The organism is Edaphobacter sp. (genome assembly GCF_035532915.1).
Lineage (GTDB): Bacteria > Acidobacteriota > Terriglobia > Terriglobales > Acidobacteriaceae > Edaphobacter.
Window position 1 is genome coordinate 15,243 of record NZ_DATKQC010000027.1, and the last position, 25,753, is coordinate 40,995.

At 61.4% G+C, this 25,753-nt stretch carries 17 protein-coding genes; 7 read left to right on the forward strand and 10 right to left on the reverse strand.

Annotated features, from left to right (window positions below; genetic code table 11):
* Positions 1 to 14 precede the first annotated feature (14 nt).
* The 3 genes from VMU57_RS01120 to serS form a co-directional block, all read right to left on the reverse strand.
* Positions 15 to 731, reverse strand: coding sequence for an outer membrane lipoprotein-sorting protein (locus VMU57_RS01120; protein ID WP_325379925.1), 717 nt, complete (start codon positions 729 to 731; stop codon positions 15 to 17).
* Positions 732 to 799: 68 nt separating this feature from the next.
* The gene (locus tag VMU57_RS01125; RefSeq protein WP_325379927.1) at positions 800 to 1,180 is read right to left on the reverse strand and encodes a hypothetical protein; all 381 of its coding nucleotides are present in this window, start codon (positions 1,178 to 1,180) and stop codon (positions 800 to 802) included.
* 4 nt (positions 1,181 to 1,184) lie between these two features.
* Positions 1,185 to 2,513: a serine--tRNA ligase gene (serS, locus tag VMU57_RS01130; RefSeq protein WP_325379929.1), complete on the reverse strand. Its 1,329-nt coding sequence runs from the start codon at positions 2,511 to 2,513 to the stop codon at positions 1,185 to 1,187.
* A 289-nt stretch (positions 2,514 to 2,802) separates the two neighbouring features.
* On the opposite strand from serS, the gene VMU57_RS01135 reads away from it, so the two are divergent.
* From VMU57_RS01135 to dgt, 4 genes are all read left to right on the forward strand, one after another.
* Entirely contained in the window at positions 2,803 to 3,708 is a 906-nt protein-coding gene (locus VMU57_RS01135; RefSeq protein ID WP_325379963.1) for a dihydroorotate dehydrogenase, read from the forward strand.
* 34 nt (positions 3,709 to 3,742) lie between these two features.
* Positions 3,743 to 5,356: a bifunctional phosphoribosylaminoimidazolecarboxamide formyltransferase/IMP cyclohydrolase gene (purH, locus tag VMU57_RS01140; RefSeq protein ID WP_325379931.1), complete on the forward strand. Its 1,614-nt coding sequence runs from the start codon at positions 3,743 to 3,745 to the stop codon at positions 5,354 to 5,356.
* A gap of 148 nt (positions 5,357 to 5,504) precedes the next feature.
* Positions 5,505 to 7,589, forward strand: coding sequence for a tetratricopeptide repeat protein (locus VMU57_RS01145; protein ID WP_325379933.1), 2,085 nt, complete (start codon positions 5,505 to 5,507; stop codon positions 7,587 to 7,589).
* A 57-nt stretch (positions 7,590 to 7,646) separates the two neighbouring features.
* Positions 7,647 to 8,789 carry a dGTP triphosphohydrolase gene (dgt, locus tag VMU57_RS01150; protein WP_325379935.1) on the forward strand — a complete coding sequence of 381 codons (1,143 nt, stop codon included), beginning with the start codon at positions 7,647 to 7,649 and terminating at the stop codon, positions 8,787 to 8,789.
* 21 nt (positions 8,790 to 8,810) lie between these two features.
* On the opposite strand, the gene VMU57_RS01155 is transcribed toward dgt, so the two are convergent.
* The 5 genes from VMU57_RS01155 to VMU57_RS01175 form a co-directional block, all read right to left on the reverse strand.
* Complete coding sequence (locus VMU57_RS01155) at positions 8,811 to 11,231, reverse strand: RecQ family ATP-dependent DNA helicase (RefSeq protein ID WP_325379937.1); 2,421 nt, start codon at positions 11,229 to 11,231, stop codon at positions 8,811 to 8,813.
* Positions 11,232 to 11,353: 122 nt separating this feature from the next.
* On the reverse strand, positions 11,354 to 12,103 hold the full coding sequence (locus VMU57_RS01160) for a glucose 1-dehydrogenase (protein WP_325379939.1): 750 nt from the start codon (positions 12,101 to 12,103) through the stop codon (positions 11,354 to 11,356).
* A 115-nt stretch (positions 12,104 to 12,218) separates the two neighbouring features.
* Positions 12,219 to 14,420, reverse strand: a complete 2,202-nt coding sequence (locus VMU57_RS01165) for a xanthine dehydrogenase family protein molybdopterin-binding subunit (RefSeq protein ID WP_325379941.1) — start codon at positions 14,418 to 14,420, stop codon at positions 12,219 to 12,221.
* Positions 14,417 to 15,421, reverse strand: a complete 1,005-nt coding sequence (locus tag VMU57_RS01170; protein WP_325379943.1) for a xanthine dehydrogenase family protein subunit M — start codon at positions 15,419 to 15,421, stop codon at positions 14,417 to 14,419. Before VMU57_RS01170 ends, VMU57_RS01165 begins: the two co-directional genes overlap by 4 nt.
* Positions 15,418 to 16,119 carry a 2Fe-2S iron-sulfur cluster-binding protein gene (locus tag VMU57_RS01175; protein WP_325379945.1) on the reverse strand — a complete coding sequence of 234 codons (702 nt, stop codon included), beginning with the start codon at positions 16,117 to 16,119 and terminating at the stop codon, positions 15,418 to 15,420. Before VMU57_RS01175 ends, VMU57_RS01170 begins: the two co-directional genes overlap by 4 nt.
* Before the next feature lie 283 nt (positions 16,120 to 16,402).
* Between VMU57_RS01175 and VMU57_RS01180 the strand changes: the two genes are divergently transcribed.
* Positions 16,403 to 16,630 (forward strand): hypothetical protein, encoded by a 228-nt coding sequence (locus VMU57_RS01180; protein ID WP_020713518.1) that lies wholly within the window; start codon positions 16,403 to 16,405, stop codon positions 16,628 to 16,630.
* A 134-nt stretch (positions 16,631 to 16,764) separates the two neighbouring features.
* Complete coding sequence (gene ribB / locus VMU57_RS01185) at positions 16,765 to 17,904, forward strand: 3,4-dihydroxy-2-butanone-4-phosphate synthase (protein WP_325379955.1); 1,140 nt, start codon at positions 16,765 to 16,767, stop codon at positions 17,902 to 17,904.
* A gap of 16 nt (positions 17,905 to 17,920) precedes the next feature.
* On the opposite strand, the gene VMU57_RS01190 is transcribed toward ribB, so the two are convergent.
* Together VMU57_RS01190 and VMU57_RS01195 are read right to left on the reverse strand one after the other, a co-directional pair.
* Complete coding sequence (locus tag VMU57_RS01190) at positions 17,921 to 23,737, reverse strand: choice-of-anchor D domain-containing protein (RefSeq protein WP_325379957.1); 5,817 nt, start codon at positions 23,735 to 23,737, stop codon at positions 17,921 to 17,923.
* Between the two features lie 127 nt (positions 23,738 to 23,864).
* The gene (locus tag VMU57_RS01195; RefSeq protein ID WP_325379959.1) at positions 23,865 to 24,518 is read right to left on the reverse strand and encodes an HAD family phosphatase; all 654 of its coding nucleotides are present in this window, start codon (positions 24,516 to 24,518) and stop codon (positions 23,865 to 23,867) included.
* 60 nt (positions 24,519 to 24,578) lie between these two features.
* Between VMU57_RS01195 and VMU57_RS01200 the strand changes: the two genes are divergently transcribed.
* Positions 24,579 to 25,745 (forward strand): pyridoxal phosphate-dependent aminotransferase, encoded by a 1,167-nt coding sequence (locus tag VMU57_RS01200; RefSeq protein WP_325379961.1) that lies wholly within the window; start codon positions 24,579 to 24,581, stop codon positions 25,743 to 25,745.
* Positions 25,746 to 25,753 lie beyond the last annotated feature (8 nt).

Below are 25,753 nucleotides of genomic sequence, written 5' to 3' on the forward strand. Positions count from 1 at the left end.
TACATCAGAGTTCCCTAACGACGATCGACCGTCGTGCTCTTGTCCGTCTTGATCGCGAAGGGCCTGGTGTTGACCGACTGGTTGTAGCGGATGTTGGTGAAGTAGGTCGTGCGCTGGTCTTCCGACGGCATGAAGAACTGCTGCTTCAGCGAGATTGCGCGTGCAGGGTCGACCCAGAGGATGATGTGTGTGAAGGTGTTGCGCATGTTGGGATCTTTTGAGACCAGATCGAGCTTGGTGGTCGTCACCATCTTGCTGCCGTCGTTGATCTGCTCGGTGCCGAGGTCGGTGATGGTCCAGGCCTTGGAGAGATCGCTGCCGCTGCCACCGAAGCCGAGGGTGAGGAAGTTCTCAGCCTGCGCCTGATTGTTTCCGGCCTTCATGACGGTGAGGTGGTCCGCGCCGGGGTCGAAGAGTTGCAGGACACCATTTTTATACTCAACAACTTTGGCTGTGGGCGGTTTGAACTGCGCGCCCATCCGCAGGTCGGAGCCTTTTTTGATGAAGTAGATGCTGCCGGTTTGCGTCGTGGTCTCTTTGACGACCCGCTCGTAGATGTCCCAGCGGAAGTCGGCCTCCGCGGATTTGAACCTGGCGCTCGCCTGGTCCATCTCGTGCAGGACGGCGTTCAGATCGGCAGGCTTGGATTGAGCAAGAGAGGAGACAGGTGAAATCAAGAGCGCGGCGGCGGGGATAAGAAGCGCTGTAGCGGCACGGCGGAGATTCATCATTCGTTAATTGCTCCCGGTCATTGGATGGTTCGTCGTGGGATTGGGGTAGGCTGCGACCTGACCGGACGCTAGCGGAGAACCCAGGCGTTATAGGAGATAATCTTTCCCTTGGCGTCGCGGATGGGCTCATAGCGGCGGAGCGTGACGTGGCCCGAGATCGGCTCGATCACGTTGAGGATGGCTGCCTGCCGGTCGCTCTCGTTGGTGGTCGCAGGCAGGTCTTGCGCTCGAATCTGGTAGACGAAGATCTTACCCGCCTCGGTCGTTCCTGCCTCTTTCACCATGACTTCGCTGGGAGCGAGGGTGATGGTCTCAACCGGCTTGGCCTTGAAGTCGATGAACCGCGGCCCGACGAAGAGGAAGAGGAGAATCAGCGTCACCATGACGTCGTAGTGGAAGCTGCCGCGCTCGTAGGTCCAGAAGAGATAGCTGCGAAGGAGTTTGATCATCGTGTCAGCCCCTGCCTTGCTGCTTGCCGATGACTGTATCACCGTTCATGTATGGGACGAGCGCGTCGGGAACGCGAATAGTACCGTCGGCCTGCTGATAGTTCTCGAGAATGGCGAGATAAGTGCGCCCGACGGCAAGGCCGCTGCCGTTGAGAGTGTGGAGAAATTCGCTCTTCTTCGCACCGCTGGGGCGGTAGCGGATGTTGGCGCGGCGGGCCTGGAAGGCCTCGAAGTTGGAGCAGGAGGAGATCTCGCGGTAGAGGTTCTGACCGGGGAGCCAGACCTCGAGGTCGTAGGTCTTGGCCGAGGAGAAGCCCATGTCGCCGGTGCAGAGCAGCATGCGTCGATAGGGAAGGCCGAGCTTTTCGAGGACGGTTTCGGCGTGGCGGGTGAGGCGCTCGTGCTCGGCGTTGGAGTCTTCGGGTTTGGCGAACTTGACCAGCTCGACCTTCTGGAACTGGTGCTGGCGGATCATGCCGCGAACGTCTTTGCCGTAACTGCCTGCCTCGCTCCGGAAGCAGGGGGTGTAGGCGCAGAAGGAGATGGGGAGATGCGCTTCGTCGAGGGTCTCGTCGCGGAAGAGGTTGGTGACGGGGACTTCGGCGGTGGGGATGAGCCAGTGGTCGCTGTCGTTTAGCTCGCCCGCGACGTAGGGACCTTTGTCGTCGCAGTGAAAGAGGTCTTCGGCGAACTTGGGGAGCTGGCCGGTGCCGAAGAGCGACTTGGAGTTGACCATGTAGGGCGGCAGGACTTCGGTGTAGCCGTGCTCGCCGGTGTGCAGGTCGAGCATGAAGTTGGCGAGCGCGCGTTCGAGGCGCGCTCCCTGGCCGAAGTGCACGACGAAGCGCGAGCCGGAGATCTTGGCGGCGCGGTTGAAGTCGAGGATGCCGAGGGCTTCGCCCAGCTCCCAGTGTGGCTTGGCGGGGAAGCTGAACTTCGGCTGCTCGCCCCAGGTCTTTTCGACGCGGTTGTCGTGCTCGGACTTGCCGATGGGGACGTCGTCCTGTGGGAGGTTAGGGAGCGTCTGCATCATCTCGCGCAGGCGGTCGTCGGCTGCGGCTGCGGTGGCTTCGAGAGACTCGACTTCGGTCTTGAGTGTTCGCGTCTGCTCGGTCTGCGCGGTGGCGTCGGAGCCTGCCTTGCGCAGGGCGGCGATCTCTGTGGTGAGCTTGTTGCGCTCTGCCTTCAGCGTTTCGACGCGGGTGATGGCATCACGCCGCTGCTGGTCCACTTCGGCAAAATTGCCCAGCGCGGCAGACGGGTCCATACCCCGTGCGCGCAGTTTCTCCTCCACAAGGGGCAGATTCGCCCGCATAAACCCTAGATCGATCATTAGAAGTATTTTAGCGTCTCTCGGGGCGAATGCGGATTTTGATAAGGGACGCAAAGGAAATACGATTAGGCTTAGAGAGATTGTCGGGATGAGTTCTTTTGTGTTCCCTCTTTTAACAAGAGGGCATACCTCCGGGGCTAAAGCCCCACTTTGTTGAAGCTCTAAAAGAGACCCAAGGCTGAAGCCTTGGGGTGCCTGGAAGCAAAACTGCTGCTGCCGAGCTTGCGTATTGAGAGGGACAGGGGTGAAGGATAGGGTGAGTGTGACGGCACACGGTAAAGGCCCGGATATGCGGGTAAACATCGCTGGGGTCGAACTGCGTTCGCCCGTCATTGCGGCGAGCGGGACGTTTGGCTATGGCATCGAGTTCGAAGAGATCGTCTCGCTGGAGCGTATCGGCGCGTTTGTGACCAAGGGGCTCTCGCGGGAACCGATGGCGGGTAATGCCGCTCCCCGAATCATTGAGACGGCGGCAGGGATGATCAATGCCATTGGGTTGCAAAATATGGGGGTTCGCCCGTTTATCGCGGAGAAGCTGCCCAAACTGCGAAAGCTGGCTGGCGCGGTGGTGATTGCGAATGTCTTCGGCTTCACGATTGAGGATTGCCTGGAGGTGATCGGCGCGCTGAACGACGCCGAGGGCATCGCCATGTACGAGCTGAATGCGAGCTGTCCGAACACGAGCCACGGTGGCATGGTGTTTGGAACCGATCCGGCGCTGCTGCATGAGCTGACGGTGCGGTGCAAGGCGGCAGCGAAGCGTCCGTTGATGGTGAAACTGTCGCCGAATGTGACTAATATCGGGCAGATGGCCAAGGTGGCGGAGGATGGCGGAGCGGATGCGGTCTCGCTGGTGAATACGTTTGTCTCGCTCGCGATTGACGTGAAGACGCGCAAGCCGAAGATCGCCAATGTGACCGGTGGGTTGTCGGGACCGGCGATCAAGCCGATTGCGGTGCGGATGGTCCATGAGGTCTCGCGGGCGGTGAAGATTCCTGTTGTCGGGATGGGTGGGATTGTGCGGGCGGAGGATGCGGTGGAGTTTATGCTGGCCGGGGCGACGGCGGTTCAGGTGGGGACGGCGAGCTATGCCGATCCGCGGGCGGTGGAAAATATTGCCAATGGCCTGAAGCGCTGGTGCGCGTCGCATGGGCTGGCACAGGCGGCGTCGCTGACTGGTGGCATGCTGCTGTGATTTGAGGCGGCGGGTCAAGCATAATAGGAGTGTGATGATCGAACATTCCTCCGCCTCCAGTTCTGCCGCTCCTGCCGACCTTCGCCGCATTCGCCGTGCTCTCCTGTCCGTGACGGACAAGACAGGCCTTGTCGATTTTGCTCGTGCTCTTGCTTCATTCAACGTAGACCTTGTATCGACCGGAGGGACTGCTCGCGCGCTGCGTGAGGCAGGCCTGCCCGTTCGTGATATCAGCGATCTGACTGGCTTCCCGGAGATGCTGGACGGCCGCGTGAAGACGCTTCATCCCAAGGTGCATGGCGGCATCCTGCATATCCGTGAGAATGCCGAGCATGAGGCGTCGGTTGCGGAACACGCGATTGAACCGATCGATATGGTGGTGGTGAATCTGTATGCGTTCGAGAAGACCTCGCAGAAGCCGGGCGTGGCGTTTGCCGATGTGATCGAGAATATCGATATCGGCGGGCCTTCGATGGTGCGGTCGGCGGCGAAGAACTTTGCCGATGTGGCGATTGTGACCTCGGCGAGTGACTACGGCTCACTGACGGAAGAGTTGAAGGCGAACAAGGGTAGCTTGAGCCGGGCCACTCGCTGGCGGCTGGCGAAGCAGGCGTTTGCGGTGACGGCGGCTTACGATGCCGGAATTGCGACGGCGCTCGAGAGCATCGAGGAGCCTAGTGGCGCGGCGGTGTTTTCAAAGGAGCTGCCGCAGGCGATCCGGCTGATCGAGCCGCTGGCAAAGACGCTTCGCTATGGCGAGAATCCGCACCAGAAGGCCGCGCTTTATGTCGATGGCAGCGGCAAGGGCGTTGCCGGGGCGGAGCAGTTGCAGGGCAAGGAGCTTAGCTATAACAACCTCGTCGATCTGGATGCGTGCTGGGATATTGCCAGCGAGTTCGATGAGACGGCCGTGGCGATCATCAAGCACACCAATCCGTGTGGAGCTTCGACTGGGGCGACGGTGCTGGAGGCTTATAAGCGGGCGCTCGAGGCCGATCCGGTCTCGGCGTTTGGCGGCGTGATCGGCATCAACCGCGAGGTGGATGCAGAGGCCGCCGAAGAGATTGCCAAGCTGTTTGTCGAGGCCATTGTTGCGCCATCGTTTACTGCCGGAGCGCTGGAGCGGTTTGCCGCAAAGAAGAACCTGAGGCTGGTGAAGATCTCACCTGCGGATACGCCGCGAATGCTGAAGCAGGTCTCGGGCGGCATGTTGGTGCAGGATGCCGACCATCTGAAGATCACCGAGGCCGAACTGAAGATGGTGACGGAGCGGAAACCTACGGCTGAAGAGCTGCGGGCTCTGCTGTTCGCGTGGAGCATCTGCAAGTATGTGAAATCGAATGCGATCGTCTATGCGCGGTTTGCCGATGGGCATGGGCAGACGGTTGGTATCGGTGCGGGACAGATGAGCCGCGTGGATGCGGCACGGTTCGGCGCGATGAAGGCCGTGTTGCCGCTGGCGGGTACGGTTGCCGCCTCGGATGCCTTCTTCCCGTTTCCTGATGGTCTGGAGGTAGTCGCCAAGGCCGGAGCTACGGCGGTGATTCAGCCGGGCGGGTCGGTTCGGGATGCCGAGGTGATCGAGGCAGCCAACCGGTTGGGAGTGGCGATGGTGTTTACCGGCGTTCGCCACTTTCGGCATGGGTGAGGGTCGGCGCACGGATTATAATCAGCGCCAGCCTCGTAAGCGGCAGGGTCTGGCGCTGCATCCAATCGCCAGGGAGAGCCGTCTAACCTGTGTCTTTCGTCTCGCAACGATTCGGTCCAGAGTTTGCCAGTCCAGAAAGTTAGATCACATGACCTTGTTCTTGCGTGCTTCGTCTCTTCGCCAGTTCCGCCTGCTTCCGGCGGCGGCGCTTTTGTTTGCAGCGCATTCTGTCTTTGCCGAAACGCCTGCTGCCACGACGACCGCTCCTCCCGTGCAAGACCGGGCCTCGTCCTACTATCATTATGGCCTTGCGCACCTTTATGAGGACATGGCCGTTAGCGCTGGACGCTCTGACTATGCGACGCAGGCGGTGGAAGAGTACAAGCTGGCGCTGAATGCCGATCCCAACTCGCAGCAGTTGCAGGATGGGCTGGCCGATCTTTATTTCAAGATCGGGCGAATTCGCGAGGCGGTAAGCGCGGCTCAGGACCGCATCGCCAAGGACCCGAACGATGTGGAGGCCCATGAGCTTCTGGGCAAGGTGTATCTGCGGTCGCTTGGCGATGTGCAAACGCCTCAATCCGGGCAGATACTGAAGCTCGCTATCGCCGAGTACGAAAAGCTGGCGCAGTTAAAGCCCAAAGATATCGAGACGCATCTCCTGCTTGGCCAGCTTTATGGATTGAACCATGATTCGGTCAAGGCCGAGGCGCAGTTCAAGCAGGCCCAGAAGATCGACGCGAACTCGGAAGAGGTAGCGCTGAACATGGCGCGGCTCTACAGCGATGAGGGAGACGCCAACCGCGCTGCCGAGGTGCTGAACGGAGTTCCGGTCGATGACCGCAGCGCGCGCCTCGAGTATGCTCTCGGCACAACCTATGACCAGCTGAAGAAGCCCCAAGAGGCGGCGGCAGCCTATCAGCGCTCCCTGGATCAGGAGCCGGGCAACATCGATACGGAGCGCGGCCTGGCGAATGCGCTGCTGATGCAGGGCAAGCTCGATGAAGCGTTGAAGATCCTGAATGAGATCGTTGCTGCCGAGCCGCAGGACGCGCAGTCGCAGATCCATATCTCGGAGATCGAGCGCAGGCAGGGACACTACGACCAGGCGCTGGCTACGCTCGAAAAGGCCAAGCCGCTGGCACAGAATTCGCTGGAGCTAAGCTATAACGAGGCGCTGATCTACGATTCGCTGGGCCGCTATGATGATGCTACCGGCGTCCTGACCAAGCTCGTGTCTGACACCGCCCACGCGGATGGAAAGTATAGCGATGGTGAGAAGGCGAACCGTTCCATCTTCCTCGATCGGCTGGGCATCATCTACCGCGAAGAGAATAAGACGGCCGACGCCGTCGCAGCTTATCAGCAGTTGGTGGATCTTGGCGGAGAGTATGCCAAGGGCGGTTATCAGGGGCAGGTAGATGCCTACCGTGACGCTCACCTTTGGAAAGATGCCACCGTCGCCGCCGCCGCCGCGGCCAAGGCATCTCCTAAAGATCAGGCGACACAGTTGATGTACGCCGGTCAGCTTGCAGATACCGGGCAAGCCGAGCAGGGAATTGCCCTGGCCAAGGCGCAGCTTTCGGCTGCGGGAAATACAGCGGATGACAGAGATACCTATCTTGCCTTGACGCAGATCTATACCCGGCTGAAGCGCTGGCCCGATGCCGCGGCGGCGCTCGATAATGCGGCAGGATTGTCGACAAAGCCTGACGAGAAGCTGTACGTGTATTTTCTCCGTGGAGTATTGGCCGACCGGCAAAAGCATTACGACGAAGCCGAGACCGAGTTCCACAAGGCGCTGGCCATCGATTCCCAGAATGCGACGATCCTGAACTATCTCGGCTACATGCTGGCAGACCGCGGCGTCAAGCTGCCGGAGGCGCTGGCGATGATCCGCAAGGCAGTCGAGCTCGATCCGCAGAATGGGGCGTATCTCGATTCATTGGGATGGGTCTACTTCAAGTCCGGTCAATATGACCTGGCGGAGGCGAACCTGCGCAAGGCGATGGAGCGTATGAGCACGGACCCGACCGTCCATGACCATCTGGGCGAGGTCTACGAGAAGACGGGCAAGCTAAAACTGGCTGTCGAGCAGTGGCAGCGGTCGATGACGGAGTATGCGCACTCGCTGCCTGCTGACGCTGATCCTGCGGATGTAGCCAAGGTGCAGCACAAGCTCGAAAATGCGCGGGTGAAGCTGGCGAAGCTTTCGCCGGAGTCTGCAAAGTAAGGATGTAGCTCTGCTGCACCTCTGTTTTGTCTTCTTCCGTTACACTCGAACGTGACCATGTCTACCAAACTGCATCGCTATGCGGTCGCCGGAGGATCTGACGATCCGCTGATGGAGCGTGTCTATCCTGCGCCGTTGCGGCCTTCGCGGACTCCTTTTCAGCGGGACCGGGAGCGGATTGTGCAGGCGCGCGCCTTTCGCCGCCTTGCAGGCAAGACGCAGGTATTTACGAGTCGGGCCTCCGACCACTTTCGCAGCCGTCTGACCCACACGATGGAGGTCGCGCAGATTGCGCGGTTGTCTGCTTCGACGCTTGGCCTGAACGAAGACCTGGCCGAGACGCTGGCACTGGTGCACGATATCGGGCATCCTCCGTTTGGTCACGCCGGAGAGCGGGCTCTCGATCGATGCCTGCGCAGTCATGGACGCCGGTTCGATCACAATCTTCACGCGCTGCGTATCGTCGAGCACTTCGAGCAGCGTTATGCGGCGCATCGCGGCCTGAATCTCACGCTCGGCGTTCGCGAGGGAATCATCAAGCACTCGCGCGACTACAGTGTGGGAGAGTACCCGGAACTGGCTGAGTACATGCTGGACCAGCGGCCACCGCTTGAGGCACAGTTGATCGACCTTGCCGATGAGATCGCCTACCTGACCGCAGACCTTGACGATGGAGTTGAGTCCGGGTTGCTGGCTATCGGCCACATCCGCGAGAACGTCGAGATTCTTTCCAGGTGCTACCAGGCGGTGGAGAGGCAACATGCCGGGGTCGAAGAAAAGTACCTGTTCAACGAAGCGCTGCAGCTGATGCAGAACATTTTGACCGACGACCTGATCGCGACAACCCAGAAGAATGTCGAAGAGATTGGCGCGGAGAGCCTTGAAGACATACGCCGCTGCCCGCACCGGCTCGCCGTTTTTTCGCCGCAGGCCGAGTCCGAGCGCTTGCAGGAGAAGCGTTACCTTTACGACACGCTCTATACCTGCGAGACGCTTGAAAACGAGCACGACAAGGCGGAAGAGGTGGTGACGGCGCTGTTCAACTACTGGATCAATGATCCAGAGGAACTGCCGCAGGGACACTTCGACGATATTGCGGAAGAAGGGCTGGCGCGGGTGGTTGCCGACTATATTGCGGGAATGACCGACAGCTTTATCCTGCAGCAATACGCGCAGATCAAACGAGTGGTTCGCCGGTAAAGAAAAATCAGCAGAAATTATTCATATCTTGCAGGCTTCAAGGATGGCGGACCCGAACCGTTCCGTCTTCTCCGAGCCAATGCCGCTGATCGTCTTCAATTGAGCGAGGGTCTGGGGCCGCTGAACGACAATGCTGCGCAGAGCCGAAGAGCCAAGAACGAAAAATTGAGGAAGGCCAAGCTTTTCTGCCTCGGTCTTGCGCCAGTCGCGAAGGCGCTGATCGAGGGCCTGCTGGTCGAGAGTAAGAGCTTCGGCTGGCTCCGATGGGGCGGCACGAGGTCGGTGAAAAGTTTCGGCGGCCTGTTCTCGCGAGTTGACTTTGCTGCTCGATGTGATTGGCGAGGTGTCTTTTGGTCGTGATTGGGAGCGAACCGGCTTTGGCTTATCGGGAGCGCCGTATTCGAGAGGGACCGGCTTTGAAGTACAGATAGCGACGACCGCGGCGCCGTAGCGGTCTGCTTTTTCGGGGCCAATACCGGAGATGCCGAGCAGGCTGGGGATGGTCGTGGGACTCGCGTGGACGATGGCGGTGAGGATGGCATCGGAAAAGACCATGAAGGCTGGTTTGCCGGTCTTGGCGGCTTCGGCTTTGCGCCACTCGCGGAGACGCTGATCGAGGTCTTTCTGCGCTGGAGTATAAGCGGCGGCGGCATCGGCTTTCTCTGCTTTACTCGAGATTTTTTTGCCTGTGGTTGACGTGCGCGACTTCGACGGCTTCTGGTCTGAGATGTCTTTGAGGAGGACGTTGAGATCATCATCCTCGTCGCGGGTGCGGCCTTCGTGGGTCAGCGAAGCCCGTTTGAAGTTGATGAGCGTGCCTTCGGCATTGGTGAAGGTGTCGGCAGTGAGAGTGATGAGGCCAGCGCGGGTAAGAGCATCGAGATAGGCGTCGAACTGTTTGCGGTCGATGCCGAGGGCAAGGTCGGTGTGAAGTTTTCCGGTGGCTTTAGCGGCTCCGCCTTCGAGAGCTTCGAGGATGGAGCGGAGCTGACGTTCTTCGAGCGAGGTCGGATGGCGATAGGTCTGCGCGGTGGCCCGCTCGGGAGAGCAGAAATCGCAGTGGCCGCAGGGGCGCAGACCGTCGGCGGTGTCGCCAAAGTGCTGGACGAGGGCGGACATGCGGCATTGCGGCGATTCGGCGAAGGCGACCATGCGGTCGATCTGGCTGCGGCGGAAGGCGAGCTGGGTGTCGTAGCTGGAGCGCCAGTTAGTCTGGCCGGTAGAGCGTAGGTTGCCTGCGATGTCGAAGGCTGCTGCGCCCTGGGAGACAAGTTTTTCGGCGGTGCGATTGAAGCTCTCCACATCCATCTTGAGACGCTGACGGAGGATGTCGGGCATCTGGTATTCGTCGTTGAGGACCTGGGCCACGCGAGCCAACTCGGTGGGAGCGGGATAGTCGCGCTCGAGGAAGAAGTCGTGCATCTTGCGGTCGGCGTAGGAGTGGAGCAGCACGGTGCGGCTGAGCAGACCGTCTCGTCCGGCGCGGCCGATCTCCTGGTAGTAGGCTTCGACGCTGCCCGGTAGCGCGGTGTGGACGACGGTGCGGACGTCCGCCTTGTCGATGCCCATGCCGAAGGCGATGGTGGCGACGACAACCTCTAGTTCTCCTGAGAGGAAGTGCCGCTGGACTCTTTCGCGGACGCTCGGTTCGAGTCCGGCATGGTAGGCAGCAGCACTTCTGCCTAGTGTGGAGGCGATCTCTTCGGCTGCTTTGCGGCTGGGCGCGTAGACGATCGCTGGCCGGTTCTCTGGCAATTTGAGGAGCTTCGCGGTGAACTCAGTGCGCTGTGGCTTCGACATCTCGACCACCTCGATGGCGAGGTTGTGGCGGCGAAAGCCGTGGATGAAGAGCGCCGGTTGATGAAGCTGGAGCTGCGTTGCGATGTCTTTCTGGACGGTCGGCGTAGCTGTTGCGGTGAGAGCAATCACCGGCGCGGGCCGCAGCGCGGGGAGATAGTCGCCGAGGGTGCGATAGTCGGGGCGGAAGTCGTGGCCCCATTGCGAGATACAGTGGGCCTCGTCGATGGCGATGAGGGCGGGCTTTTTCTTTGCCAGCATCTCGGGGAAGCCGGGGACGCGCATGCGCTCGGGCGCGATGAAGAGAAATTGCAGGGTGCCATCGAGATAGTCGCGGCAGGCCTGGCGGGAGTCGTCGCGGCTGAGGCCAGAGTGGATGCGGGCCACGCGCAGTCCCAGGGCGGAGAGCTTGGCCGCCTGGTCGTCCATCAGCGCGATCAGCGGGCTGATGACCAATGCTGTACCGCCGCGCGCGATAGCGGGAAGTTGGTAGCAGAGGCTCTTGCCCGCACCGGTCGGCATCACCAGAAGGACATCGCGGCCATCGGTGGCAGCGCGGCAGACGGCCTCCTGATTGGCGCGGAAGGCAGGGAAGCCGAAAGTTCGGTGGAGGAGTGCTGCGAGATCTGCTGATTCGGGTTCCATGCGCTTGGGCTATCTTCGCATATTGTTTGCCCTGGATGAAATGCCGGAGCAGGTACAGGCAGGCGAGATCAGTGAAAAGCCCCGACGTGTGGTCGGGGCTTGGCACAACTCTTCTACAGGATTTAGCGGAGGCCGCCTGAGACCAGCAATGTTTCGCCGGTGATCCAGCCTGAGTCGGACGAGGCCAGAAAGACCGCGACGGGAGTGATGTCGTCGGGCTGACCAATCCTTCCCAGGGGAGTCTGGGTCTCAAGCTGCTTCTGGAAGTCGGTTCCCATGAAGCCAGCGGTGTGGACGCCTTCCGTCTCGACCAAGCCGGGGTTGATGGCGTTGACGCGGATCTTTCTGGGGCCAAGCTCCTTGGCGAGGACGTGGGTGATGGAATCGACCGCGCCTTTGGTCGCCGTGTAGATCGCCGATGCCGGTGGATTAATCGCAGTGACGGTCGAGCTGATATTAACGACGTTCCCGCCCTCGGGGCCGAAGTGCTTTGCAGCTTCCTGCGTGGCGAGGAGAAGGCCGAGCACGTTGGTGTTGAATTGACGGTGGAAGATATCCTCGGTGACCTCTTCGAGCGGCGTGAACTGGTAGACGCCAGCGTTATTTACGAGGATGTCGAGTTGGCCGAAGGACTTTTTTGTCTCTGCGAAGATGCGCTTAACGTCTTCGGCCTTGGCCACGTCGCCCTGTACCGCGATGGCTTTGCCGCCGCTGGCCGTGATCTCTGCGACGATGCGATCCGCGCCTTCTTTACTGGAGGCGTAGTTGACCACGACTGATGCGCCTTCTGCTGCCAGGCCCTTTGCGATACCTGCGCCAATGCCTTTGGATGCTCCGGTTACGACTGCTACTTTGCCTGCCAGCTTACCCATCTCTCTACGCTCCGTTAGTTTCATAATTCGACAACAATCGAATAGATGGGGTGGAGATGTAAAGGATTCAGCGAAGCGAAAAATAATTCAATGGCCCGGCGAGTAATTTTTTCGCTCAGGCCATCAGTTTGTCGAGGGTGATGGGCAGGTCGCGTACGCGCTTGCCGGTGGCGTTATAGATAGCATTGGCGATAGCGGCGGCTGTCCCGGTGATGCCGATTTCGCCGATGCCTCTTGCTCCCAGAGGATTGAATTTATAGTCGGGGATGTTGAGGCAGGTGACGTCGATCTCGTGGACGTCGGCATTGACGGGGACGTGGTACTCGGCGAAGTTCTCGTTGACGGTGCGACCGTATTTCTTGTCGATGACGGCCTCTTCGTGGAGAGCCATGCTGATGCCCCAGACGAGTCCGCCGGTCAACTGGTTGAGGCCGGTCTTGTCGTTGAGCAGGGTGCCGATGTCGTAGGTGGCGACGAGGCGGCGGACCTGGACCATGTGCGTATCGGCGTCGACGGCGACCTCGGCGAAGACTGCACCCCAGGAGTGCGAGGTAAAGGTGTCGCGATCTTTGGAAAGCTCGGAGGTTGCGGTGGCTTCAACCGGAGCTCCGCCGTTGCGTGCGAGCAGCGCGATGATTGCTTCGGATTTATCCGGCGCCGATTTCAGGAAGACCTTGCCGTCTTTGGTGTCGAAGTCTTCAGCGGCGGCTCCATGGAGCGGCGACTGTGCGTCTCCAATCGCCAGTTGTGCGAGCTTGAGCCTGGCCTGCGCCGCAGCATCGTAGACGGCTGGGCAGACCGAGGCGGCGGTGGTCGATCCGCCCGATCCTCCGGAGCGCGGCAGGTTGGTGTCACCCAGTTTCACGTCTACGTGCGAAGGATCCATGGCGAGCGCAAGGGCTGCTGTCTGGGCGAGGATGGTGTAGGTTCCGGTGCCGATATCCTGCGTGCCGATGCCGACGAAGACTCGCCCGCTGGGCAGAATTCGGACTACGGCGGAGGAAGGCGAGCGTCCGGCTCCGTAGTTCGCGGTGGCCATGCCGTAGCCGATAAGCTTGTTGCCCTCGCGGTGTTGGCCGGGTTGTGCGCTACGTTTGGACCAGCCGAAGCGCTCGGAGGCCTGCGCGTAAGCCTCGCGGAGATGCTTGCTTGACCAGGGTTTGCCGTTGCGGGGATCTTTTTCGGCGTAGTTGATGAGCCGCAGCTGGACGGGATCGATGTTCAGCTTTTCGGCCAGCTCGTCGAGCGCGATCTCGAGGCCGACGCTGCCGGTGGACTCGCCGGGGGCGCGCATCCACGTGCCCATGCCCAGGTTGAGCGGAACGACGAGGTGCGTGGTGGAGAGCGATTCGCTGTCGTAGAGCAGCGTGGTCTGAGCGGCGGCACTTTCGACCCAGTCGGAGATGAAAGAGGTGTAACAGGTGGAGTCGTGCTGCTGCAGCAGGAGCTTGCCATCGGCCGAGGCGGCGAGCTTGATGTGCTGGCTGGTGTTGGGGCGGGAGCCGACGGGGCCGAACATCTGTCCACGGTCGAGGACGAGTTTGACCGGGCGCTGGGCGACCTTGGCCGCCATCGCGGCGAGGATGGTCTGAGACCAGACGTAGCCCTTGCAGCCGAATCCACCGCCGGTGTAGGGACAGTCGACGTGGACGTTGGCTTGCGGGATGGAGAAGGCGCGCGCCAGTCCCTGCTGAACGCCAGTGATGCCCTGCGTGGAATCGTAGACGTTGAGCTTGTCGCCATCCCAGGCGGCGATGGTAGCGTGCGGCTCCATCGGATTGTGGTTCTGCAGCGGCGTGGAGTAGGTCTGGTCGACGGTGACGGTGGCTTTGGCAAGAGAGGCGGCTGGATCGCCACGACGTGACGTGCCACCGCGCTTTGGAGGCCGAGCATCGCCGAGCAGGTTGTTGAAGTCGAGTTTCGCCGGCTGCTCTTTGTAGGTGATGTGAAGCAGAGCCGCGGCGGAGCGGGCTTCAGGCAGCGAGCGGGCAACCACCACCGCGATAGGCTGTCCGCTATAGAAGACGGTGGCATCCTGCAGCACGTTGACGTTGCCAAGCTCGGCAAGCTTTGGCGCGTTGAAGGGCGTGAGGACGTTGTGCACCCCGGAGGCGCGGCTGGCGGCGGTGTCGTCGATGGAGGCTACTGATCCTGCGGGAATGGTGGCTTGCACGATGTAGGCGTAGGCGACATTCTTGACCGGGAACTCGGCGGCGTACTTGGCGCGGCCCGTGACCTTGGCGAAGGCGTCGTAGCGGTGATCGAGCTGGCGCTCCGGCTTTTGCTCCTGCTGCTGCTCTGACTCGATGGCCATCATGCCTGTGCTCCTTCTCGTGAGCCCTGTGCGGCGAGCGTAAGGGCGTGCACGATGCTCTGTTTGGCTAGTTCGATCTTGAAGGCGTTGTGCTCGTAGGGATGAGCCCCGGCTACGGCAAGCTCAGCGGCTTTTTTGAAGGCCTCGGTGTTGGCGGTTGCGCCAGCCAGGGACTTTTCGGCTTCTATAGACCGCCAGGGTTTGTGGGCTACACCGCCCAGCGCGAGTCCCGCCGATTTGATGGTGGTGCCGTTCATCTCAAGCCCGGCGGCTACGGATACCAGGGCGAAGGCGTAGCTCTGGCGGTCGCGGACCTTGAGGTACCAGGAGTTCTTTGCGAACTTCGGAGCAGGAAGTTCAACGGCGGTGATGAGTTCGTCGGGCCTGAGAGTGGTTTCGATCTGCGGAGTCTTGCCGGGGAGGCGGTGGAAGTCGGCGAACGGGATGGCGCGTTTGCCCTTCGGTCCCTGTACGTGGACGGTGGCATCGAGGGCGGCCATGGCGACGTTCATGTCGGAGGGGTTAGTGGCAATACAGTCTTCGCTTGCACCCAGAATGGCATGGATGCGGTTGAAGCCGTGGATGGCCGCGCAGCCGGAGCCGGGCGTGCGCTTGTTGCAGGCGGGAAAGGCGGTGTCCATGAAGTAGTAGCAGCGGGTTCGCTGCAGCAGGTTGCCGCCGGTAGTGGCCATGTTGCGCAGTTGCGGAGAGGCGCCGCTCAGCAATCCATGCGAGAGCAGCGGATAGTTACTGCGGATCATCTGGTGGTTGGCGAGGTCGCTGTTGCGGACCAGCGCTCCGATGAGCGCGCCACCACTGGGAGTGGTAGTGACCTGCGCGAGATCGAGGCGGTTGATGTCGACCAGGGTGGATGGCTGCTCGACCCCATCCTTCATCAGGTCGACGAGGTTGGTTCCGCCGCCGAGAAACTTTGCGTTGTGGGCGGAGACGGCGCGGATCGCTTCTTCCGGTGCGGTGGCACGTTGATAGCTGAAGGGATTCATGCGGTGGCCCTCGCGGCGGCGCGGACGGCGGCGACGATGTTGGGGTAGGCGGCGCAACGGCAGATGTTGCCGCTCATGCGCTCGCGAATCTCGTTGTCGGTGAGCTGCGGACTGGCGATGTTGCCGGTCTCGAAGGAGACGGTGCTGAGGGTGCCGTGCTTCTGCTCGTCGAGCAGGGCGGTGGCCGAACAAATCTGGCCCGGAGTGCAGTAACCGCACTGGAAGGCGTCATGTTCGAGGAACGCGGTCTGGACCGCGCTGAGGGTATCGCCCTGTGCGAGGCCCTCAATGGTGGTGATCTCGGCTCCGTCGGCGACGACGGCGAGGGTGAGGCAGCTATTCACGCGGCGGCCATCCACCAGCACCGTACAGGCTCCGCATTGACCGTGGTCGCAGCCTTTTTTGCTGCCGGTAAGGTCGAGATGATCGCGCAGCGCGTCGAGCAGCGTGGTGCGGGTGTCGAGGGTCAGCGGCTCGGACTTGCCGTTGACCTTGAGCGTCACCGAGATCGTCTGGGGAGTGCTGGTCGCGGCAATGCTGGTCGCTTCGGCCTCGGCGAGATGGGGAATGCCGGTGACCACTCCAGCGCTCAGGATGCTGGCAGCTTTGACAAAGGTGCGACGAGATATATCGAGGTCGGTCGACTCAGTTTCGAGAAGCTCTTCTTCTTCGGGAGGGGAGCAGGGCGGTGCGCTCATAGGGATTGCCTCATGTGCGGTTGAACGGCAGAGATGGTACGACCTTAAATGTAGGTTCGATCTTACATCGCAGGATGGCTGGTGGAATAGACGGAGAAGGGACTGAAAAAGACGCCTCTGGATCGAAGGAGGCTGAGCAAGCTCGTATCGCTCCCGAGGCCAAGGAAATGCCTTGATTTATGGGCATAAATGGCATAGAATGAATACAGCGTCAATTTCCCTTAAACCGCCGCACGAAGAGCGGGGGATTATCTAGATATCCTGGAAGAGGTACTGAACAGATATGGCAAAGCGTCGCGGAAATCCAAACTGGGGCAAGCCTGAGCCGATAGGCCCGGTGGTGCCAACGGTTACATCGTTCGAGCAGGTCGTGAAGGAATTCAAATTGACTCCCGACCAGTACATCCGGTCGACCAGGCTGCGTGAGTGGGCCCGGCGGAACAAGAATTCGAAGTACATCCCCGAGGCGCTGTTGGAAGCGTGGGGATTCGAGATTGAGTCGACTCTATAAAAAACGAGTCGATCCTGTAAATAAGTCGATTCTGTAAAAAAAATAGCTGGAGCGATAAGCGCCGCCTGCAAATGGCGGCGTTTCTTTTTGCGTCGAACGTATGATGAGTTGAGTCGAAAGTATTGGAGGCTGCTATGTTTGCCGATGTTGCCGAGGCTGTTGCTGAGATACGGGCCGGACGGATGGTGGTGGTCGTCGACGACGAGGACCGCGAGAATGAAGGCGATCTGACGCTGGCGGCGGAGTTTGTCACGCCAGAAGCCATCAACTTCATGGCACGCTTTGGACGGGGCTTGATCTGTCTGACCTTGACCGAAGAGCGTGCCGACTACCTTCGGCTGGGGCCGATGACGCAGGAGAACACGTCGCGTTTCGGCACCGCGTTTACCGAGAGCATCGAGGCCCGCGAAGGCGTCACCACAGGAATCTCTGCCGCAGACCGGGCGCATACGATTCGGGTGGCGATCAATCCAGCCTCTACGGCGCAGGACCTTGCTCGCCCAGGACATGTCTTTCCGTTGCGCGCGCGTAAGGGCGGTGTTCTGGTGCGCGCAGGGCAGACCGAGGCTTCGGTCGATCTGGCACGGATGGCGGGGCTGATCACGGCTGGGGTGATCTGCGAGATCATGAACGAAGACGGAACCATGGCGCGGGTGCCTGATCTGATCAAGTTCTGTGAGTTGCACGGATTGAAGATGGTGACGGTGGCTGACCTGATTCGCTACCGGCTGCAGAATGAGCGGTATATCCATCGCGTGGCGGAGTCGCTGATGCCTACGGCGCATGGCGAGTTCCGCATGATCGCGTATGAGAGCGAGGTCGAGGGTGGAGAGTCGCATGTGGCACTCGTGTACGGCGATGTGACGGGCGACGAGCCGGTGACGGTCCGCGTGCATACGCATTGCCTTGCGGGCGACGTGTTTTCGACCACGATGTGCGATTGCCGGGCCGTGGTGGAGAACTCGCTGCGCATGATCGCCGAGGCGGGGCACGGCGCTCTGGTCTATCTGCACAATGGAACCAAGGGCTTCGGCATCGATCGCGGAACAGTGCCGGCGCGGGTGGTGCTGCATCGGGATCGCTCGCGGGAGCGCGGCGACGACAAGACGCAGCGAACCTTGCGGCAGGTCGGTCTTGGTGGACAGATCTTGTCCGATCTGGGTATCCACAAGATCCGGCTGCTGACGAATACCCCGACCCACGTACCCGCTCTTCAGGGCTTCGGAATCGAGATCGTGGAGCAGGTCCCGGTACCGCTGGGGGTAGGAGTTTAGCCAGTTTTTTATTCGATTACTGAACGGTAAGATTTAGGGTCACGGTCTGCGTGATGCGGGGGCCGTTGGTCGAGGTTGCCGTGATCTGGTATTGGTAGGTGCCGGGCGGCGTCTTGCGCAGACTGGGATCGGTGAGGCTGCCTCCGCTGCCGCAGCCGTTCAAGGTAATCAGCGCTGTGGCTGCGAGGAACGTGGCACAGAGCTTCAGGCCGGTGGGGCGACTTCTCCAGAAGAAAAATAAAGCCGCCGGCAGCAGACAGAGCAGGAAGCTGCCGCGCTTTCGGCTGCCTTCGGCAAGAGTGACTTGAGCAGAGGTAATGGTGTTGAGGGTGGCGGTGGTGTTCTGGGCGGCGCCGCTGATGGCGATGCTCGAGGGCAGCAGAGCACAGTTGGCGTACTGACCGGGAGTGACCGGGGAGCAATTAAGGATAACCGTCCCGCTGAAGCTGTTCTGTGGTGTCACCGTCAACGTGTAGCTGGCGGGGTACCCGCTCTTGACGGTGACGCTGGAGGACGGCTTTCCATTGACGGTGAGCAGGAAGCTGCCGTTGGGAACTCCGGTGCCGAGGAGTGGAACCGCAGTCGGCGCGTTGGCTGCGCTGGTGATGGTAAGGGTTCCGGCGCGGGTGTCGAGCGCGGTGGGAGTGAAAGAAATAGTGACAGAACAACTGGTGCCTGCGGGAAGGGCTGTGAGCGCGCAGGGGGTGATGACGGCGTAGTCGCCTGTGATGGCAAGATGAAGTCCGGTGACGGGGGCGTTGCCGGAGTTGATGAGGGTAAGGGTGAGGCTTGCCGAAGAGGCAAGCGATAGGCTCCCGAAGTTGAGGCTGGCCGGATTGGCCTGAAGGTGAGACTGCGCTCCGGTGCCGGTCAGCGCAATGGTGAGCGGCAGCGTGGAGAGCGAGTTGGCTACCTTGAGGGTTCCGGCGCGCAAGCCCGGCTGCGTGGGCCTAAAGGTGGCCTCGATCGTACAGCTTGTGTTGGCTGCGAGCGAGCTGCCGGGAGCGGGGCAGTCACCTGCGACCGTGTAGTCGCCTGTGGCCGTGATGCCGTGAAAGACCGCCGGGGTCGCGCTGGTATTGGTGGCCTCGATGGGAAGGGTCGAGGTGCTGCCGACGAGGAGGCTTCCGAAGTCGAGCGAGGACGGAGACAAGAGGAGCGACGCTGGAGTCGCCGTGCCGAGGAGGCTGATGAAGTCGAGCGCCGTGCTCGCGTCGGAGGAGATTTCAAGCGCGCTGATGCGAGTGCCGGGGAGCTGTGGCGTGAAGGTGACGGTGAGAGTGCAGCTTGCTCCGGGGACGAGCGTGGCGCACGTACTGGCGGCGGTGAAATCAGGCGTGGCTTCAAGACCGATGATGTGGAGCGTAAGGGTTCCGGTATTCGAGAGAGTGATGGTCTGGGCGGCGGAGACGTCGCCGACGGCGGTGGAGTCGAAGGTGAAGGAGCTTTGTGATGCGGTGTAAGAGGCCAGCGGAGCGGTGTTGTCGGGGACGGAGACAAGGATGGGTGCGGCGGTCCCGGTGAGGTCGACCACATCGGGGCTGGTGAGGGCGTCGCTCTCGATGACGAGGGAGCCGGTGTCGGTATTCGAGATAGGCGAGCCGGTTCCCGTGGCAGCCTGATTGAGAGGCGAGTAGGTCACGGCTACGGTGCAGGATTCGCCGGGCGCGAGGGCGATAGCGCAGGTCGTGGTGCTGAGGAAGGGCCACTCGCTGGTGATGCGACGGATGGCGATGGCAGTCGTATTGGGATTCGTTAGCGTAAGGGTCTGGCTGAGGGACTGGCCCGAGGCTACCTGGCCGAAGTTGAGCAGAGTGCCGTCGCCTCCAGTGGGGGTGAGGTTGCCGGTGATGGCGAGGGCTCCGGTGCCGAGGCCGTAGCCTTCGAAGTAGCCGAGGCTGTTGAAGGTGGCGGTGCCGTCGGTGGGCGTGGCCTGGGCGAAGAGGGTTCCGGTGATGTCACCGTTGGTGAGCGGCAGAAAGGTGACGGAGAAGTTGCAGCTTGCATTGGGTGCGAGCGCGGCGCAGGGCGGGTCGGCGAGGACGAACTGGCGAGGAAGTGAAAGCGCGAGGGTAAGGGACTTCGCGGTGAGGTTGTTGATGGTGAACTGGCGGGTGAGGCCGGGGTTGCTGGTGAGCTGCGGGCCGAAGTTGGTCTCGGCGGGAATGATCTGGAGGCCCGAGTCTTCGGTGGTGTAAGCGCCGGTGAGAGGAACGGTGTAGGTGGCTGCTCCGGTGAGGGAGCTGTTTACAGGAATGGTGATGGTATCGGTTGCCGGGGCGTTGCCGGGGACGTACGTCACTGCGATGGAGCAGGTGTTTGCGGGAGTGAGTGTGGCGCAGGTACTCGTGAGGGTGAAGTTGGGAGTGGTGACGGAAGGGGTGGCGATCTGGAGTGTGGCTGCTCCGGTGTTTTTGAGAGTGATGGTCTGCTGCGTAGCAGTTGCGCCGGGAACGTTGTTGAAGGTGAGCGCGTTCGGTGTGAACGCGAGGCCGGGGTCGGGCGCACCGAAGCCGGTGAGCGAAGCGGTGAGGGTATTGGCGCTGGTGGGAAGGGTGAGGGTTCCGGCGATCTGTCCTGTGGTAGTTGGGGCGAAGGCCACTTCGACGAAGCAGGACGCGGTGGGCGCGAGGGTTCCAGTGCAGAGCGCTCCTCCGGTGGGAGCGGTGTTGGTGACGAAGCCTGTGCTGGTGGTGGGTGCGGTGAGGGAGACTGCGGCTGAGGTGAGGTTAGTGAGGGAGACGAGCGTGGGCGCGCTGGTCGAGTTGATCGGGATGGCGCCGAAGTCATTGCTGACGGGCGTGAGGATGAGTCCCGTGAGTGGAAGGCCGTTGCCGGTGAGCGCGAGGGTGTAGGCGTTGCCGGAGGTGCTGGAGCGGAGGGCTACGGTCGCGGTTTCAGGGCCGGTGGTGGGTGGAATGAATTGCAGTCCGAGCCAGCAATTAACGCAGGAGCCGGAGGCGTTGGTGCTGAAGGCCGAGGTGGGTGGGGTTCCGTGACCGTAGCCGATGTCTTCGACGAGGATCGCCTTGAAGGCGGAGTTGGAGGTGGCAGCGCTGAGAGCGGTGAAGGATTGGGTGATCTTGTACCACTGAACGGCAGGTTGATCGGCGATGACGTTGCCGAAGTCGAGCGTGCCGTTGTTAGTAGAGAGGATCGGAGTGGCCGTTCCGCTAAGGGCAACATAGGCAGGTGTGGTCGCAGGCCCCGCGGTGACGGAGAGCAGGCCCTGCCGGGTTCCGGGTTGCGAGGGCGCGAAGGTGATGACGACGGTGCAGGCGCTGTGAGCGCCGAGCGTGGAGGTGCAGCTTGTGGCCTGGGTAAAGTCTCCGCTGAGCGAGAGCGCCAGGGGGATGGGTTGTGCTCCGGTGTTGCCGATGGTGACGGTCTGTGTCGCGCTCGAGACAGCGGTGACGGGGATGGCGTTGGGGAAGTTCAGGCTGGAGGGGGAGACGGTGAGGTTTGGGTTGACGGTGGCTCCGCCTGCTCCGGGCGGCGGCAAGGTTTTGCCGGTGACAAGGACGGTGAGGCCCTGGTCGAGCGAGAGGGTGATGGAGTCGTTCGAGGGGGACTGCGCCGAGAGGTAGTCGAGTTGGAGTTGGCAGATGGTGTGAGGGAGAAGCTGCGTGGGGCAGCGATCGATAAGAGAGAAGGGCGATGTGCTGGGTAGAGATACAGCGGTGTGCAGGACGGTGGTGGCCGAGTTGTTGGAGAGGTAGAGGAAGCGGGGGAGACGGAGGCCTCCGGTGTATTGGGTGCCGAAGTCGATCTCGCTGACTGAGACAGCGAGGGCTGCGGCCTCGGAGTAGCCGGTGAGCAGGACGCTGCCGGGGCCGATGGTCCAGTTGGATTGGACGGGGCCGTCGCTGGCGGGGTCGCCAGAGGCAGTGAAGGCGATGGTGATGTGGCAGCTTGCACCCGGGGTGAGGAGCCTGGATGTGCCGTTCGTGGGGCAGTCGCTGGACTGCTCTGTAAATTGGGTGTTGGTGGTCGAGGAAGCAAATGCCTGGCTTTGGGCGCTTAGGTTGGTGACGGTGATGGTGCGCGTCGCGGCGGGGCTGGAGGCGCTCTCAATGCCGAAGTCCAGCTCCTTGGGAGAGAAGACGATGGCGTTGGGCGTGGTAGTGGAGGCGGGGAGGTTTGCGGTTTGAGTGGTAGCGTTGTCGGCTTGCGCGGTGATGGTGCCGGGGCCAGGGCCGCTTAGGGCGATGCTGCATTCCGCGCCGGGAGCGAGAGCTATGGGGCAGTCGGTGGCGAGTGTAAATCCGGTTGCGGCCAGTTGCAGGTTGATGGCGGTAGCAGAGCCGAGATTCCTCAGAATGATATTAGGAGAGTCATCCGTGGATAGCGCAAGACTGGGCGCGGCGGTCCCAGGATCGACTTTGCTGAGGTAGGCCGCTGATCCGGCGCAGAGGCTCCCGTTGCAACTGCCGGGAGCGAGCACGGCGTTACGTATGGTCGATGGCAGAGCGGCGGTGGGGGAGTTATAGAGTGGCAGGTCGTAGGTTTCAGTCGCCAGCAAGCTGGAACTGGCGGTGGGGGTGACGGCTCCGGCGAAGACAGGTTGGCCGATGGCGTCGGTTGTGAGCGAGGTCAGGGTGACGGGGGCGCTGGCGTAGCTGGGGTTGCTCGTAGGAAGACCACCGAAGCGCAGTGACTGGTCGATGTTATTTTGCGCTGTGATGCGGAGGGCGAAGGCGCTGCCGATGTTGGAGAAGGTTAGCAGCGGGAGGAGCGGGGTGGTGAGGGCTCCGATAGCCCAGGCTTCGCCGTTGGGCGCGGGGGTGACGATGGATTGCGTGCCGGGAGCGAGGAGCGTGGAGGAAAGAACGGTGCTGCCGTCGAGAGGAATGCGCAAAAGTGTCTGGTAGGGGAGATTGACCAGCGGTGTGGCTACGTTGGCGACGGGGAACTGGCCGATGGCGACGGTTCCCGAGACAAGCAGGTTCTGGGCGGCGGGATCGAGGGCAAGGGATGTGATGCCTGAGCCCGGGATGTAGGTAGAGAAGACGATGCCGTCGCCTGCGGGGGTGAGCCTGGTGAGGAAGCCGGAGGATGTGCCGACCTTCTCGGGGACGAGTGCGGCTAGGGTGGGGTAGCCGGAGGAGGTGGTGTATCCGGCGATGTAGGCGTTGTCCGACGCGTCTGCTGCGATGGCCGCGGGAGCGGTGGTGCCGTTGGCTCCGCTGAGATAGGTGGCATAGAGGAGGGTTGAGCCTGTGGTGTTGAACTTTTCGACGAAGCCGTTTTGCGTGGTGTTGCTGGCCGGTGTTTGGGTGAAGGCGGTGGGCGTGACCGGGATGGTAGCACCGAAGATGCTGCCAGTGATGAAAACTGCGTCCAAGGTGGCGGCGATCGCGGAGGCTGCTGTGCGTCCGCTGCCGGTGAAGGTGACGAAGAGCGGGTCCAGGTTGCTATCGAACTTGGCGATGAAGGAGTTGGTGGAGGCGTCGGCGGGGGCAGGGAAGGCTGCGCCGGAGGTGCCGGCGAGGAAACCGGAGGCGGTGGTTCCGGTGACGTAGAGGTTGCCGCTGGGGTCGAGCGCCATGGCGAGACCGATGTCGCCCTTCGCGCCTAGCTGGGCCTGGGCGAGGACGGTGGTGGCGTTTGCGTCGGTCTCAAGTATGCGAACGCCGTCTTTCTGATCGAGCAGAAGGTAGAGATGACCGTTGGGTGCGGACTGCACTGCATTGAATTGCCCCTGGCTGGCGGTAGAGTGAAGACCGGTGAAGACGAGTTGCTGGGTCTGTTGCGCGGGAAGGGTTTTAGGGATGAAGAGGCTAAGGACGCAGAGGATGAGCCGGGGGGAGGATCGTGTTTTCGTCATGGTCATCTGGCTGCGGTGACTCGCTGATTGCAGCCTGCCCTTTTAATATCCATGGTGGTGCGTGAGATTAGATTTTTTCTTTACGAATTCATGACGAATGTAACGTTTTTGTGCCGATTTGGGAATGGTGCCGCTATGCGGGTGTGGATGCCGGAGATAGGTTGAGGAGAGAGTCGAGGTTGCGGCGGCGTAGCTCCTGCTCGAAGGCAGGATGGTCGAGGTGGTATTGGATGGCCTGCATGCCGATGGATTCGGCGGCTTCGATATTCTCGATCTTGTCGTCGATGAAGAGGATCTGCGAGGGATCGGTGGCAAGTCCTTCGGCGGCGCAGCGGTAGATGGTGGTTTCGGGTTTGGCGAGCTTGAGGGAGTATGACCAGACGCAGTGGTCGAAGGCGCTGATCCAGTCGAACTTTGCGATGAGGCCTTCGGCCATAGCGTCGCCGATGTTGGAGAGGATGCCGGTGCGGATGCCCGCGCGTTGCAGGTTCCGCGCCCACTCGACCATGGGAAGGTTGAGGCGCGACCAGAGGTTGACGTCGGCGGCGATGAGCGCGGTGATCTGCTCGGGGGTGAAGGTGGTGCGGGAGCCTGCCGCTACCGCCGGCCAGTAGGTCTGGCTGTTGAGGGTGCCGCGGTCGTAGTCGTGGCGATGCGCCCAGTATTCGCGCTGGAGATCGGCTTCGCTGAGGCCGCTGAGGGCGAGCATCTGCTGCCAGACGGCGGGATCGGCGGACAGGGAGAGGACTTTACCGAAGTCGAAGAGGACTGCTTTGATTGAGCTCATAGGTTGAGTAGTTATTGTAGGGGATGACGATGAAGACGTTGAATTGATTAGCATGGTCAAGTGAGCTTTCGATTTTCTGTGCGTACGGGTTGGGATGTTGGGGAGAGCAGTTTTGCTGCGGCGATTCGCGAGGCGCGGCTGACTGGGCGGCGGCTCTATGATCTGACCGTCTCGAACCCAACGGTCTGCGGATTCAGCTATAACGCGGCGACGATACTGGCTCCGCTGGGGGATAGCGAGGCGCTGGTCTATGATCCCGATGCTCGGGGGATGAGGCGAGCGCGGGAGGCCGTGGCGGATTATTACCGGGGGCATGGCGCTGTGGTCGATCCGGACGCGCTGGTGCTGACCACCAGTACCAGCGAAGGCTACGGCTATCTGTTTCGGCTGCTTTGCGATGCGGGCGATGAGGTACTGGTGGCGCTGCCGAGCTATCCGTTGTTCGATTTTCTTGCCGACCTTGAGGATGTGAAGCTGAAGCCCTATCCCCTGTTCTATGACTATGGCTGGTGGATCGACTTTGCCGAGTTGCAGCGGCGGATCGGGCCGCGGACTCGGGCGATTGTCGTGGTGCATCCGAATAACCCGACCGGGCACGGGACGAAGGCTGTGGAGCGGCAGAGGCTCGAAGAGATCTGTGCGCAGTATGGGCTGGCCTTGATTGTGGATGAGGTCTTTCTGGACTACTCGCTGCATCGGGCGGATACAGAGGAACTGGTCAGCTTTGCCGTAGGGCCGCATCCGGTTCTGACCTTCGTTTTGAGCGGGATGAGCAAGATTGCCGGGCTTCCGCAGATGAAGGCGGCGTGGATCGCCGGGTCTGGACCAGAGGCGCTGCGGCGGGAGGCGATGGGGCGGCTGGAGGTGATTGCAGATACATTTCTGTCGATGAACGCTCCGGTGCAGAGGGCGCTCCCTTCGTGGCTGGAGGCACGGCAGGGAATTCAGCAGCAAATTCTGGAACGGGTACGGGCGAATCTGGCTTGTGTTGAGGGGATGGGACTGGAGGTGCTGCGGGTGGAGGCGGGATGGTGTGCGATCCTGCGGCTGCCCCGAACTGGGGATGTGGCGGGCGAGCTATTGCAGGAGTGCGGGGCGATCGTTCATCCGGGGGCTTTCTATGGGATTGCTCAAGCTGGGAGAGTGGTGGTCAGCTTGATTGGCCCGGTGGAGGATTTTACGGCGGGGATGAAGTTGATTTCAACTGCGACCAGAGGAATCAAATAAGTAAATAG